Source organism: Streptomyces sp. NPDC059398 (assembly GCF_042751845.1).
Lineage (GTDB): Bacteria > Actinomycetota > Actinomycetes > Streptomycetales > Streptomycetaceae > Streptomyces.
Genome location: NZ_JBHYWP010000020.1, coordinates 35,965 through 49,249 on the forward strand (window position 1 = coordinate 35,965; position 13,285 = coordinate 49,249).

At 71.2% G+C, this 13,285-nt stretch carries 11 protein-coding genes and 1 pseudogene; 9 read left to right on the forward strand and 3 right to left on the reverse strand.

Translation table 11 applies throughout. The annotated features are described in order from the left end of the window. Positions 1-525 precede the first annotated feature (525 nt). Positions 526-1,854 (forward strand): histidine kinase, encoded by a 1,329-nt coding sequence (locus ACFXBC_RS10200; protein ID WP_385021203.1) that lies wholly within the window; start codon positions 526-528, stop codon positions 1,852-1,854. 89 nt (positions 1,855-1,943) lie between these two features. Next, a complete protein-coding gene (locus tag ACFXBC_RS10205; protein ID WP_385021357.1) occupies positions 1,944-2,588 on the forward strand; it encodes a response regulator in 645 nt (214 codons plus the stop codon). Between the two features lie 31 nt (positions 2,589-2,619). Here the strand turns inward: ACFXBC_RS10205 and ACFXBC_RS10210 are convergent, their stop codons facing one another. Further along, positions 2,620-3,516: a hypothetical protein gene (locus tag ACFXBC_RS10210; protein WP_385021206.1), complete on the reverse strand. Its 897-nt coding sequence runs from the start codon at positions 3,514-3,516 to the stop codon at positions 2,620-2,622. 474 nt (positions 3,517-3,990) lie between these two features. Between ACFXBC_RS10210 and ACFXBC_RS10215 the strand changes: the two are divergent. The 3 genes and pseudogenes from ACFXBC_RS10215 (at position 3,991) to ACFXBC_RS10225 (ending at position 6,579) form a co-directional block, all read left to right on the forward strand. Continuing rightward, positions 3,991-4,659, forward strand: a pseudogene (locus ACFXBC_RS10215) (methyltransferase domain-containing protein). Positions 4,660-4,961: 302 nt separating this feature from the next. Beyond that, entirely contained in the window at positions 4,962-5,393 is a 432-nt protein-coding gene (locus ACFXBC_RS10220; RefSeq protein WP_385021209.1) for a VOC family protein, read from the forward strand. A gap of 232 nt (positions 5,394-5,625) precedes the next feature. Further along, a complete protein-coding gene (locus ACFXBC_RS10225) occupies positions 5,626-6,579 on the forward strand; it encodes an SDR family NAD(P)-dependent oxidoreductase (protein ID WP_385021212.1) in 954 nt (317 codons plus the stop codon). Positions 6,580-6,597: 18 nt separating this feature from the next. On the opposite strand, the gene ACFXBC_RS10230 is transcribed toward ACFXBC_RS10225, so the two are convergent. Further along, on the reverse strand, positions 6,598-7,458 hold the full coding sequence (locus ACFXBC_RS10230; RefSeq protein WP_385021215.1) for a helix-turn-helix transcriptional regulator: 861 nt from the start codon (positions 7,456-7,458) through the stop codon (positions 6,598-6,600). 194 nt (positions 7,459-7,652) lie between these two features. Here ACFXBC_RS10230 and ACFXBC_RS10235 point away from each other — a divergent pair, with 194 nt between their 5' ends. Beyond that, the gene (locus ACFXBC_RS10235; protein WP_385021218.1) at positions 7,653-8,648 is read left to right on the forward strand and encodes an aldo/keto reductase; all 996 of its coding nucleotides are present in this window, start codon (positions 7,653-7,655) and stop codon (positions 8,646-8,648) included. Between the two features lie 303 nt (positions 8,649-8,951). Further along, positions 8,952-9,758 carry an SDR family oxidoreductase gene (locus ACFXBC_RS10240; RefSeq protein WP_385021221.1) on the forward strand — a complete coding sequence of 269 codons (807 nt, stop codon included), beginning with the start codon at positions 8,952-8,954 and terminating at the stop codon, positions 9,756-9,758. Positions 9,759-9,826: 68 nt separating this feature from the next. Here ACFXBC_RS10240 and ACFXBC_RS10245 read toward each other — a convergent pair whose 3' ends face one another. Further along, positions 9,827-10,723 (reverse strand): LysR family transcriptional regulator, encoded by an 897-nt coding sequence (locus ACFXBC_RS10245; RefSeq protein ID WP_385021224.1) that lies wholly within the window; start codon positions 10,721-10,723, stop codon positions 9,827-9,829. 215 nt (positions 10,724-10,938) lie between these two features. Here ACFXBC_RS10245 and ACFXBC_RS10250 point away from each other — a divergent pair, with 215 nt between their 5' ends. Continuing rightward, positions 10,939-11,655 (forward strand): TetR/AcrR family transcriptional regulator, encoded by a 717-nt coding sequence (locus ACFXBC_RS10250; protein ID WP_385021227.1) that lies wholly within the window; start codon positions 10,939-10,941, stop codon positions 11,653-11,655. Then, on the forward strand, positions 11,639-13,204 hold the full coding sequence (locus ACFXBC_RS10255; RefSeq protein ID WP_385021229.1) for a glycosyltransferase family 39 protein: 1,566 nt from the start codon (positions 11,639-11,641) through the stop codon (positions 13,202-13,204). Before ACFXBC_RS10250 ends, ACFXBC_RS10255 begins: the two co-directional genes overlap by 17 nt. Positions 13,205-13,285: the final 81 nt, after the last annotated feature.

A 13,285-nucleotide genomic window follows, 5' to 3' on the forward strand; every position in this document is an offset into this window, starting at 1 on the left:
TCGGCACGTTGTCTGCGACCGCTGCCCTCAGCGGCGTCGAGATCCATGCGGGTCGACGCAAGTAGATGCTGAGCGCACGGTCGTCCTCACGTAACCGCTGCACAAGCGGGGCCAGGAACTCCCGCGCCTCGTCCAGCTCCGTTGTTGCGAGCAGGCCCTGCTGAATACGGCCGGCAAGAAGAAGACCTCCAAGCCCTACACCGTGCCGTCGCAGGGGCTTCCCGGTGGGCGCTGGGCGCATTTTCGCGGAGCGGCATTGCCCGGTTCCGGGCCTGCACGATGGCAACGTCGTCACCGCTGGTGGTGCGGGCGTCGAGTCTGACATGGTCATGACGTACCAGAGGGGGCGGGCCTCTCACGAAGGTCTGGTCAAGGGAGAAGGCGGTGTCTCGAACTTCTCCGGCACCTGCCACCGGTTCTCCCACGGCCGTCATGACGAGTGGATGGGCCCCGATGGCCTCTTCTTTGCGGCGGAGTCGTCGCTGACCACGACGCGACACCCGTCCAGCGCCATACGCTGGGCGCATGGCTGAATCGTTGCCTCCCGTGGTCACGGGCGTGTCTGCGGGTCGGTGGCGGTCGGGCAGCCGGTTCGCGACGCGCCTGGGACGCCGTACGCTGCTGGACTCGTCGTACCTGCTGACCGCACCGGTCAGTGCCGCGTTCGGCCTGTTGCTGGTGCTCGGCTCCCTGTGTCTCAGCGCTGTCGGGCCGCTGTCGTCACCAGTCAGGGCTGTCGCTCCGGAAGTGGCGCGGTGGGCGGCCGACGTGGAACGGTGGCGGATCGCCGTGGTGCGCTTCGGGGCGGGCGAGGCACAGGGCGCACGCCGGCGTCCGGGGCAGGCGTCCGATCCGGGGCTGTGGCTGGACGTGGCGCACACGCTGCTGGTGATCCCGGTCGTCGTGGTCACGTCGGTGGTGACGGTGCTGTGGTGGTTCGTCGGCCTGGCCGCAGTCACGGTTGCGCTACGCAACCCGTACGCGACGTCCGACGCACTGCGGCCGATGAACCTCTATGCGGGCAGTTCCCAGTCCCACGTCGCACTGAGCCTGGGGCTGACCTCGCCCGGCCAGCGGATCGCCTTCGGCGTCACGGTCGGCCTGCTGACGCTGGCCACCCTGCCGCTGGTGACGCGCGCGTGCGTCACCGCCCAGGCCGGGCTGGGGAAGATCCTGTTGTCCGACCTGTCAGCGCTGCACCGCAGGATCAGCGGGCTGGAGCAGGAACGGGACACCGCCCGCGCACAGACCCTCGCCACGGTGACGACCGAGGCGGCGGCCCTGCGCCGGCTGGAACGCGATATTCACGACGGCCCCCAGCAGCGGCTGATTCGACTGGCGATTGAACTGGGCCGCGCCCAACGCCACTTCGACAGCAGACCGGACACCGCCCGGGAGGCGCTCGCCGACGCGATCGTTCAAGCACAGGAGACGTTGGAGGAGTTGAGAGCCCTGTCGCGCGGGATCGCCCCGCCGATACTCTCCGACCGGGGCCTGCCGACGGCGCTCACCGCACTGGCTGAGCGCAGCGTCGTACCCGCCGGTCTCGACCTCGTGCCCCTGAACCGCCGGCCCGATCCCGCAGTCGAGACGGCTGCCTATTTCGTGGTGGCCGAGGCCCTGACCAACGTGGCCAAGCACAGCCACGCCCAGCGGTGCACGATCGGCATGCGCCACAGTCAGGGGCTCCTGCGGGTCTGGGTGACGGACGACGGCCGCGGTGGAGCGGCCATGGCCAAGGGACACGGCCTGCGCGGCCTGGACGACAGAGTGCGCGCGGTCGGCGGCCGGCTGCTGACGTCCAGCCCCGACGGCGGCCCCACGACGATCACCGGAGAACTTCCATGGCTCTGACCTCGGCCGAATCGGCTCCCGGACCGACTCCCGCATCGGCTCCCGAATCGGCCGGTGGAGCACCGCCGGACCACGCGGCCGTCCGTCCGCTGCGGATCGTCGTGGCCGATGACGCGGTACTGCTACGGGAAGGCCTGGTCCGCCTGCTCGCCGATGACGGCCACCAGGTGGTCGCGGCCGTCGGTGACGGCCCTGCCCTGGTCCAGGCCGTACTCACCCATCGCCCGGACGTATCGATCGTCGACATACGGATGCCGCCGACCCATACGGACGAGGGCCTGCGCGCGGCGATCGATGCCCGCGCGCAGCTGCCCGGCACCCCCGTCCTGGTACTCAGCCAGTACGTGGAGGTGTCCTACGCCGCCGAGCTGCTCGCGGACGGGTCGGGCGCGATCGGTTATCTGCTGAAGGACCGGGTCGCCCGGGTCGAGGAGTTCCTGGACACCCTGGACCGGGTCGCCCGCGGGGCGACCGTACTCGACCCCCAGGTCGTCTCCCAGCTTCTGGCCGGGCAGCGCCGCGCTGCCCCACTGGAGGCGCTGACCGTACGGGAGCGTCAGCTCCTGAGCCTGATGGCCGAGGGCCACTCCAACACGGCCATCGCCCGGCAACTGGCGCTCTCCAACAGCGCGGTGGAGAAGCACATCGGCAACGTTTTCGCCAAGCTCGGCCTGCCGCCCGACGGCACTCAGCACCGCCGAGTCCTCGCCGTCCTCGCCTATCTCCGCTCCTGACCTGGCCCGTCCGCCGATGCCCGGCGAGGCGTCACAGGCCGCCTTCGTAGAACCCCAGGAGTGCCGGCGCCGGCTCCGCGGCGGTACCCGCGTTGGCCACTGCGATGACGAGCACCATCAGCGCGAGCAGGGCCGAGAGAACGCCGAACGACCTCATCGTGCGCCGGGTCCGCCCGTCCGGCCGGGCCGTCGCGGCGAATCTCCGCCACGCCAGCACGCTCAGGCCGATCAGGGCGACCGCCACGGCGGACGCCAGTACGGCGAGCACCGCGTGGTACCGGCCGAAGTCGTCGACCATCACCTTGAGGGCAGCCGCGTTCTGGCCGTGCGTGCTCGGGTAGTGGGCCAGGCCCTGCTTGATCTGATCGACCGCACCGGCGAATCGGCCGCTGGGGGCACCGAGCGGGAGCAGCCCGGTCGCCGAGGAGAAGGGTGCCATCGCGCCTTGGACATTCGCCATCAGCGCCGCCAGCGACACCAGCGCGAGCACGCTGACGAGGACGGCAGCCAAGGCGAGGCCCCTGCCCTCGGCCCCGGGACCACCGGACGCCCCGGGACCACCGGACGCTCCGGGACCACCGGGCCTCAAGAACGCCTTCCAGAGCCTGACCGCGAGGGCGACGAACACGATCAGCAGGGCCGCCGCCAAGACGCCCTTGACCACGTGGAAGCGGAACCAGTAGTCCACAACCCTCTCCAGGTCAGGGGGAAATCTCCGGTTCCCGGACTTCCAGTACCTGACGAACGCCGGGCTCAGGGTGTCGACGAGGTTCCGCTGCGAGGAGAACCCGTCCTCCGTCCCGATCGCCGCCAGCCTGCCCGGGACGAGAACGAAGGCGGCACCGAGCGTCACGGCGAGCACGACGAGCACGGCCGGCGCCCGACCGGGCACCTTCGCAGATCGCGGCAGGGCCTTATGAGTGTGCATGGAGGGTCCTTCGGCTCGATCGGGCACGGGGCAGCCCGAACCATGTGCCGGGCGGCCCCCTCGTCATGCCGGTCACGATGTCGCGCCGTCGACCACCCCGTCACTGAGGTATGCCATCCACTTGGGGTGTGGCCCGCCACACCCCCGGCCGAGCAGAGACGATGCAGCCCGTCGCGGCACGGCGGCACTTCGCTCGCCCGGACCGCGCACGGTGCGGTCGGCTCTGCTGGAGTGGCGCTTCACCGTCGACGGCCACGAAGCCTTCGGCCGGAATCTCGCCTTCCGGGCCGCCCGGTCCTGGCCCTGCTCGCCTCGCGGACCGACACGCCGCTCGCCTCGCGGACCGACACGCCGCTCGCCTCGCGGACCGACACGCCGCTCGTCTCGCGGACCGACACGCCGCGACAACTTGCCTGCGGAAATTGAGTTGTCGAACCTCCTACCCCCGCGGGCTCGTCGCCCTATGGTTGGCCGATGGGCGCACACCGAATTGACCGACCGGCCGATCTCGACGTGGTCCGTGCGTCCTACGACCGGGTGGCCGACAACTACGCCGAGATGGTCGCGGCGACGGGAATGGGCGACATCCGTCGCCATCCCTGGCTCAAGGCATCGATCGACATCTTCGCCGACACCGTGAGCGGACTCGGGCCCGTCCTCGACGTCGGCTGAGGGCCTGGAACGGTGACCGCCTACCTCGCCGAACGCGGTCTCGACGTGTCCGGAGTCGACCTCTCGCCCGGCATGATCGAAAACGCCCGGCGTCGGTATCCGCACTGCCGCTTCAGCGTCTCCTCCGCCACCGAGCTGAGCCTCGAAGAGGCGTCCCTCGGCGGCGTACTCGGGTGGTGGTCACTGTTCAACCTCCCGCGCAGCGTCCTCCCCCAGGTCCTCGCCCTGTTCGCGCGGGCGCTGAAGCCGGGCGGACACCTCATCACCGGAACGCACGTCGGCGACGAGGACGCGGTACGCACGGAGGCCTACGGAGGTGTGGCCGTCCGCTGGACGACGCACAAATGGCGGCCGGAACAGTTCGTCGACTTGATCGAGCAGGCCGGACTACGCCCCGTCGCCGAACTTCAACTCCCGGCAAATGAGTTCAGTGGGCCGGGTGTGGTCGTCATGGCCAAGCGCCCCGCCTGAGGCCGAGACGCCGAAGGCAGCCAGGGGCTCGTGCCGGGACCCACGGCCTGACGCCCCACCAGGCCATCGGGGAAGAACCGCCCCCGACCGCCCCCGGAAGGCACAGTTGCCCCGGCCCATGGTGCGCACTAAGGTCGCTGGGATGACTGCCGGGTCGGCCAAGGGCCATTCACGAGTGGGACGCCCGGCCTCCGCGTGAGCGCGAGGCGGGCAAGAGCCCCGCCCGCCTTCCATGTCTTTCGTACCGACGCCCTCGCACGGCGTCCTACCCAGCGGATTCAAGACCTGGAGACATGCCTCGGATGCCACTCGAACAACAACAGCAGGACGCGTACCCCACGTCGGCGACGGCCGGCGTCCAGTTGAACCACACCGCCATCTACGCCAGTGACCGTCACTTGTCGGCCGAGTTCATCGCGACGATCCTGGGTCTGGAAGTCAGCGCCCCGTTCGGCCCCTTCCTGCCGGTCGACCTCGGCAACGGCGTGACGCTCGACTACTACGAGAAGCGTGACGAGCCGATCCAGCCCCAGCACTACGCGTTCCTCGTTCCCGATGAGCAGTTCGACGGCATGATCGCCCGTCTGGACGCGGTTGGGGTCATCTACTACGCCGACCCCGGCCACACCGAGCCCGGCCGGATCAACCGTCTCTTCGGCGGACGCGGCGCGTACTTCGACGATCCGGAGGGCCACAACATGGAGATCATGACCCGGCCCTACATCCGCCCCTAGAGGGCCGCCCGGCCGTGAAGGCGCCGCAGGTCACGGCCCCCGCCCTGCCCACACGTGTCCAGGGCAGGGCGGCGCGGCCGCGGCCCCTGTCGGTGGGATGTCGGTGCTCAGCGGCGGTGGCCGGTGATCCGTCGGTGATGTGTCGGTGCGCGAGGGGATGGTGGGTGCCAGGCCGCTCCCCCCGGGGTCGCCGCCACCGTCATGCCGTTTCCGGTCGAAGGAGCCTGCCCCCATGCCGCCGATGTCCTCCGCCCCGCCCTGGGATGTTCACCGACTGCCGCGTGCCGAGGGGCGTGTCTTCCTGGTCACCGGGGGCAACGCGGGGATCGGGTACTTCATCGCGGAGCAGCTCTCCGCGACCGGGGCCACCGTCGTGCTGGGCTGCCGGGATCCCGCGCGCGCCGAAGCCGCCCTTGCCTCGATCCGCTCGCGGGTGCGTGGTGCGGAGGTGCGGGCCGTACGGATGGATCTCGCGGACCCGGCGTCGCTCGGGGCGGTGACGGAATCCTTGGGCGTACGTGCTCTCGACGCCGTGGTCCACAATGCCGGTGTCGCGCTGGACGACCCGCCCCGCCAGGAGACCGGGGACGGGCATGAGCTGATGTTCGGCACGAACCACCTCGGGCATTTCGCGCTGACCGGGCTGCTGATGCCGCTGCTGTCGGCCGCCCCTGCGGCGCGGGTCGTGACCGTCGGCAGTTTCGCGGCGAAGTCGGAACGGCTGGACCTGGACGACCTCCAGTCACGCCGGGACTACCGGGCCAAGCGCACATACGGGCGGTCCAAGCTGGCCCAGATGTATTTCGGGCTCGAACTGGACCGCCGTCTGCGCGCCGCCGACAGCCCGGTCGAGAGCGTGGTGGTCCATCCCGGCGGTGCGCTGGACTCCCTCACCCCGCCCCGCCCGCCGGTCCATACGCGGAGTCTCGGCGCCCGGCTCGGCGCGGCGCCCGTGGGTCTTCTCGTCCAGGGCAAGCACGCCGGGGCCTGGCCGGCGGTGCGGGCGGTACTCGATCCGGCCGTCCACGGTGGGGAGTTGTGGGGGCCACGCGTCTTCGGCCTGCGGGGCGCACCCCGGCGGGAAGCGGTGTGGAGCCATCTGACCGACAGCGCTGTCGCGGCACGGCTGTGGGAAACCAGCTGCCGGCTGACCGGCGTCGATCCCGGCGAGCAGCTGCGGGGGTAGCGGGAGGGTCCGGCCGTCTCACTGCGCCGGCGTGTGCGTCGTCCCCCCGGAGAATTCCTCGGTGCCGAGTACCCGCAGCAGTTCCAGCCGCTCGCGTGTCTCGGCGTCGGCCGGGGTGAGGACCAGGAGCATCTGCCCCTGGTCGGGTGTGACCAGGGTTTCGCAGTCCATCAGCAGGCTGCCCACCCGTGGGTGCAGCAGGGTCTTGCGGTCGGCGCGCCTGACCGCCACCTGGTGCTCGGCCCAGAGCCTGCGGAAGTCGCCGCTCGCCGCTCGCAGCCGGTCGACGAGTCCGGTGACCACAGGGTCACCGGCCCGCCGGCCGGCGGTCGCGCGCAGGTCGGCCACGAGCTGACGGGCGTGTTCCTCCTGCTCGGCGACCGGTCGGCCGTCGCGGGAAGCGGGGTCGGTGAACCAGCGGTACACGACGTAGCGCCGGTCGCCCGAGAGGCCGGTGTGGTCGCCCGCCAGCAGGACGGAGGCCCGGTTCTGGGCGAGTGCCTCGCCCAGGTCAGAGAGGACCACGGCCGGGGTGTCGCCGAGCAGGTCGAGCATCCGCACCAGGCCGGCGCGGGCCAGCCTGGCCACCGCGTCGACGGGCGGTGGCCGGTGGCCGGCCAGGTGGAAGAGATGGCCGCGCTCGTCGTCGGACAGCCGCAGCGCCCGGGACAGCGCACCGAGCAGCTGGGGCGAGGGCTGACTGCTGCGGCCCTGCTCAAGACGGACCACGTAGTCCACCGACATACCGGCGAGCATGGCCACCTCCTCCCGGCGCAGACCGGTGGTACGGCGGCGGGGACCGTCGGAGATACCGACGTCGGAGGGGCGGATCGCCTCACGGCGGCGGCGCAGGAAGTCGGCGAGCTGGTCCCGTTGCATGGCTCCATCGTCGCCCGCGGCGGGCGGGCCGATCCAGGGAGTGGCGCTCCCATGATGAACACTCCGCTGCCGTACGGCGCCGCACAGGCGCAAGGTGGGGAGAAGATCCATGGCGAAGGCCACGAAGGCTCCGAATGCCATGAATGCTACGAACACCGCAAAAGTAATGAACACGACGGACGGAAGAGAACGTGATGCAGACACGGACACTGGGCAGTACCGGTCCCGCCGTCTCCGCGCTGGGCCTGGGCGCGATGGGGATGTCGGGCGCCTACGGAGAGGCCGACCGTACGGAGAGCATCGCCACCGTGCACGCCGCGCTGGAGGCCGGTGTCACGCTGATCGACACCGGCGACTTCTACGCCATGGGCCACAACGAACTGCTGCTCGCCGAGGCGCTGCGCGGACGGGACCGGGACAGCTACCAGCTGAGCGTCAAGTTCGGTGTGCTGCGCGGCCCCGACTCCGGGTTCGTCGGTGTGGACGGCCGGCCCGAAGCGGTGAAGAACTTCCTGGCCTACTCGCTCAACCGGCTCGGCACCGACCACGTCGACATCTACCGTCCGGCCCGGCTGGACCCGGCGGTCCCGATCGAGGAGACGGTGGGCGCGGTCAAGGAGATGATCGACGCCGGGTACGTACGGCACCTCGGCCTCTCGGAGGTCGACGCGGCGACGGTCCGCCGGGCCCACGCCGTGCACCCGGTCGCCGACCTGCAGATCGAGTACTCGCTGATCTCCCGCGCCGTGGAGGCGGAGGTCCTGCCCACGCTCCGGGAACTCGGCATCGGCCTGACCGCGTACGGGGTGCTCGGCCGTGGCCTCATCTCCGGGCACTGGTCGGCCGGTCACACCGCGGGTCCCGGCGACAGCCGCGGCTCCAGCCCGCGGTTCGCCGACGGGAACGTGGAACACAACCTCGCCCTCGTGGAGGCGCTGCGCCGGGTGGCCGGGGCGAAGGGATGCACCGTCGCCCAGCTCGCCATCGCCTGGGTGGCCGCGCAGGGCCGGGACATCGTGCCGCTGGTCGGCGCCCGCACCCGCGAGCGGCTGTCCGAGGCACTGCCGGCGTTGGCGGTCGACCTCACCGCCGACGACCTCGCCGAGATCGAGAAGGCGGTACCGGCGGGCGCGGCGCGCGGGGACCGGTACCCGTCCCCGCTCATGTCCGGCCTCGGCGTGGGGAACTGAGAGCCGTCCGGTCGGGCATACGGCACCGGCCCGTAGAAACTCCCCAAGAGACATCCACTCAAGAAACAGAATCCCTCATGGGCACCCCTTATAGGAATCCCTTCAGGAAGCCCATATAGGCAACCCCTATAGCACCCGCTGTTCTTACGTCTTTGCCCCTGGCTCTTTCGCGGACGTACCGTCGAACACATCGATGGGACGCCACCGCGATTTCTCCGGAACTCTTCCCCAGAATTCGCGCTCCGCGCACATCGAAACTTTTTCCGTCGAGCGGATACATACGCCATGGAGAGGACCGGTGGCATGACCACAGTCGGAGAGACATCAGGAAAGCGGGATTTCCCGGGAAACCTGGAACTCGCGGGAAAGCGGGCCCTGGTCACCGGCGGCTCCCGTGGGATCGGGGCGGCCGTCGTGCGCCAGCTCCTGGACGCGGGCGCCGAGGTGCTCACGACCGCCAGGTCGGCGACGAGCACGGTGCCGGAGGGGGCCGGCTTCGTGGCGGCCGATGTACGGACACGGGCCGGGGCCGAGGCGATCGCCGCAGCGGCGCAGGAGCGGCTCGGCGGGGTGGACATCCTGGTCCACAACGCGGGCGGGGCGGCGCCGCGCGAGGGCGTCGCGGCCATCTCGGACGAGGAGTGGCAGGACGCGCTGGACCTGAACTTCCTGGCGTCGGTACGGCTGGACGCGCTGCTGGCACCGGGCATGCGGGAACGGCGCTCCGGGACGATCGTCCATATCTCGTCGGCCGCGGTCCTCACCCCGGTCGGATCGTTCCTGCACTACGTGGCGGCGAAGGCGGCCCTGGAGACCTACAGCCAGGGGCTGGCATCGGAGCTGGCCCCGTCCGGCATCCGGGTCAACACCGTGTCCCCGGGCAGAACCGCCACCCCCGGCGGCGTGGCGACCCGGGAGCAGTGGGCGGAAGTCACCGTACGCATGGGCGGGGCGCCGGCCCTGACCAACGCCGACGACATGCCGCCGCTGGGGCGCGAAGGGCAGCCCGACGACATCGCCAACGCGGTACTTTTCCTGGTGTCCGGGCGGGCGAGCTGGCTGACCGGGAGCAATATCATCGTGGACGGCGGAGAATTCCCACGGGGGTAACTCAACGAGGGTAACTCAAGCAATCAAGAAAAGTCGCTTTCGTGGAATCCGGTTACGGAAGAATCCGGCTACGGAAGAACGAATTCAGCGGCGGGCCTGGACCAGCTCTCCTGGCGCAGCAGTTCAAGCAGCGCCGTCTCCGCCGGGCCCGCACCCTGCCGCAGTACGGCGATGACGGGCTGGGACACGGCGGGGGACACCGGGCGTACGAGGTGCTCGTGGCCGTGCGGCACCGTGGAGGCCGGGACGAGCGTGACCCCCAGCCCGTGGGCGGCCCAGCGCACCGCTGTCGCCGTCTGGGACACGCGGGCGGCCGTGACCGGGGTCAGGTCGTTCTCCCGCAGCACGTTCAGGAGCACACCGTCGAGCGCGCTGTCACGGTCGAACCTCACCCATGGCTCCCCCGCCAGCTCGCTCAGCTCGACCCGGTCCGCGGCGAGTTGCCGGTGCCCGGCGCCCAGCACCACGGCGAACTCCTCGTCGCCGAGGTGGTGGGCGTCGGCGGGGCTCTGGTCGCATGCCGCCATCAGGGCGAGGTCCAGCACACCCCGGCGGCAGAGCCGGTCCAGCTCGGCTGAGCTCGGCTCCTCGAAGACGGTGACCTCCAGCTGCGGGAAGCGGCGGCGCAGCGCACCCAGCGCGCCGGGCAACTGCCGTGTACCGAAGCCCATCTGAACCGCGACCACCAGCTCGCCCGCGACATCGTCCGCGCCGGCCCGCGCGGTCGCCCTCGCCCGCCGCGACGCGTTCACCGCGACCTCCGCCTCCCGCAGGAACGCCCGGCCGACCATGGTGGGCACCAGCCCGGTCGGCGTGCGGGCGAAGAGCTTCACACCGAGTTCCCGCTCCAGGCCGCGGATCTGCTGGGACATGGACGGCTGGGCGACATGCAGCAGTTCCGCCGCCGCTGTCACCGAGCCCTCCTCGGCGACGGCCAGGGCGTACTCGTACTGACGAAGGCTCATCGGCTCCCGCTCTCATCGCCGCGGTGGACCGTGGCCCACCGTGCCGCACGCGTCGCGACGAGAGTACGAACAAGGGCGGCCGCGGATTTACTCCGGGCCCAGGTGCAGGTGCAGGTACAGGCCCAGGTCCGGTAGGCCCGGATCCGGATACAGGCCCGGGTCCGGGTTCAGCATCGGCTCTTGAGTGACTGACTCAGTCAGTCTAATGTGACCGCATGCGTGGACGGATGCCGATGCGGCCCCTGGAGGAGATCGCCGACGCGGCGGTGCGGGTGTTCCTGACGCGGGGGTTCCGGTCCGCCGGTATCTCCGATGTCGCGGACGCGCTCGGGCTGAGCCATGGCGCCGTCTACACCTACGCGAAGAGCAAGCAGGCCCTGCTCCACCTGGCACTCGTGCGGGTGCTGCGGCCGGACGAGGTCGCCGGTCTCGCTGTGCCGGTGCCCACACCGGAGGCCAAGGAGGTCATCGCGCTGGCCGAGTCCTGGGCGGGCGACCGGGCCGCGCTGCCGCTGCTGGCCAGGGTGTCGGCCGGTCCGCCCGGACTGCCGGCCACCGCGGAACTGGGCTCCGTGGTGGACGAGTTGTACGCGTTCGTCGAGCAGAACCGCCTGGTGCTGCAACTGGTCGAGAGCTGCGCCGAGCAGCTGCCCGAGCTGGCCCAGTGGTACTTCGTGGAGCGGCGGCGCGCGATCGTCGGCCGGCTCTGTGCGTATCTGAACGCCCGGATCACGGCCGGAGTGCTGTGCCCGGTCCCCGATGTGCCGGCAGCCGCCCGGTTCGTCGTGGAGACGGTCGCCTGGTTCGCCATGCACCGGCACCACGACCCGGACTCCCGGATGCTGACCGACGAAGGCTGCCGTCGCACCGTGCACCAACTGCTGGTGGCCGCGTTCCCCCCTGTGGAGGCAAGCCATGGCAGACACCGCTGAACGCGCCTTACCGAGTACACACTCCGACCCCGGCCGCGCGGCGATGGCGTGGCGCCCGGTGCTGCTGGTCGCCACGGCCGTGGCGGTCGTACACCTGGCGGTCGCCACCCGGTACGGCTGGCACCGTGACGAGTTCTACTTCGTCCTGTGCGGCCGCCATCCGGCATGGGGTTACGCCGACCAGCCGCCGCTGACCCCGTTGCTGGCCCGGTTCGCCGCCGAACTGCCCGGTGGTGTGCTGCCGCTGCGGGTCCTGGCGGTGGCCGCGCAGACCGGGTGTGTCGTGCTCGCGGCCCTGCTCGCCGCCGAGTTCGGCGGTGGCCGCCGCGCCCAGACCCTCACGGCCGCCGCGATCGCGTCCTGCCCGGCCTTCGTGGCCGCTTCGCTGCTGTTCGGTACGACGGTGGTGGACCAGGTCGTATGGACGGCACTGCTGGTGCTGGTCGCCCGCGCGCTGCGGCTGCGTACCGCCGGTTCCTGGCTGGCCGCCGGGGTGACGGCGGGCGTCGGCCTGGAGAACAAGGACACCGTGGCCGTTCTGCTGGCCGGGGTCGTCGTCGGTCTGGTGCTGCTGCGGCGCGAGGCGCTGCGTACCACCGGGCCCTGGCTCGCCGCCGTCGTGACGCTCGCACTCGCCGCGCCGAACGTGGTCTGGGACGCCCTGCACGGCTGGCCGAACCTGCGGATGGCCCGGGTGCTCGCCGCCGGGGAGGGCGGGCCGCTCGGCTCGCTTGAGCAAGTCCCGGTGCTCGCTCTGTTGTTGGCGGGCCCTCTGCTGGTCGCGCTCTGGGTGCTGGGCGTGCGGTGGCTGGCGTCCCCGGCCGGGCGCGCCCACCGGTGGGTGCTGGTCGTCGCGGCGGTGTCGGTCGTGGTGTTCACCGCGAGCGGCGGCAAGGCGTACTACCCGGCGCCCGCACTGGCCGGGCTGTTCGCGGCGGGCGCGGTACGGGTCGAAGCGGCGGAGCGGTCCCGGGGCCGGGTGGGTCGCGTGGGATGGGTAGGTCGGGTGGGCCGGGTGGGCCGGGTGGAATGGGTGGGCCGGGTGGGGCGGCCGGTGACGCTGGGGGTCTCGGCGCTGCTGGCGCTCGTGATCGGGCTGCCGGTCCTGCCGGTGCATGCGTCCGGTGTGGTGCAGCGGGTGAATCCGACGGTCATCGAGACGTACGGCTGGCCGGGGTTCGTCACACAGGTACGGCGGGCCGCCGCCACACTACCGCCCGGAACACCCATCTTCACCAGTAACTACGGCGAGGCGGGCGCGCTGACGATCCTGGGTCCGGCCCAGGGCCTGCGGCAGCTGGTGGTGAACGGACAGAACCAGTACGCGCTCTGGGGTCCGCCGTCCGGACGGCCGGATGTCGCGCTCTGCGTGGGCGAGTTCAGCCCCGCCGCACTGCACCGGGCATGGGCCCGGGTCACGGAGGTCGCTCCGGTCCGGATGGGAGGAGTGAAGGACCAGGAGACGCAGTTCCACGCGGCGATCTACGTCTGCCGGCAGCCGCGCGGCAGCTGGGACCGGCTCTGGCCCTCCCTCGTCCACTACAGCTGAGGCCGCACCGCCCCCACGGCCCCGTCCACTACAGCTGAGGCCGCACCGCCCCACGGCCCGTTCACGACAGCTGAGGCGGCC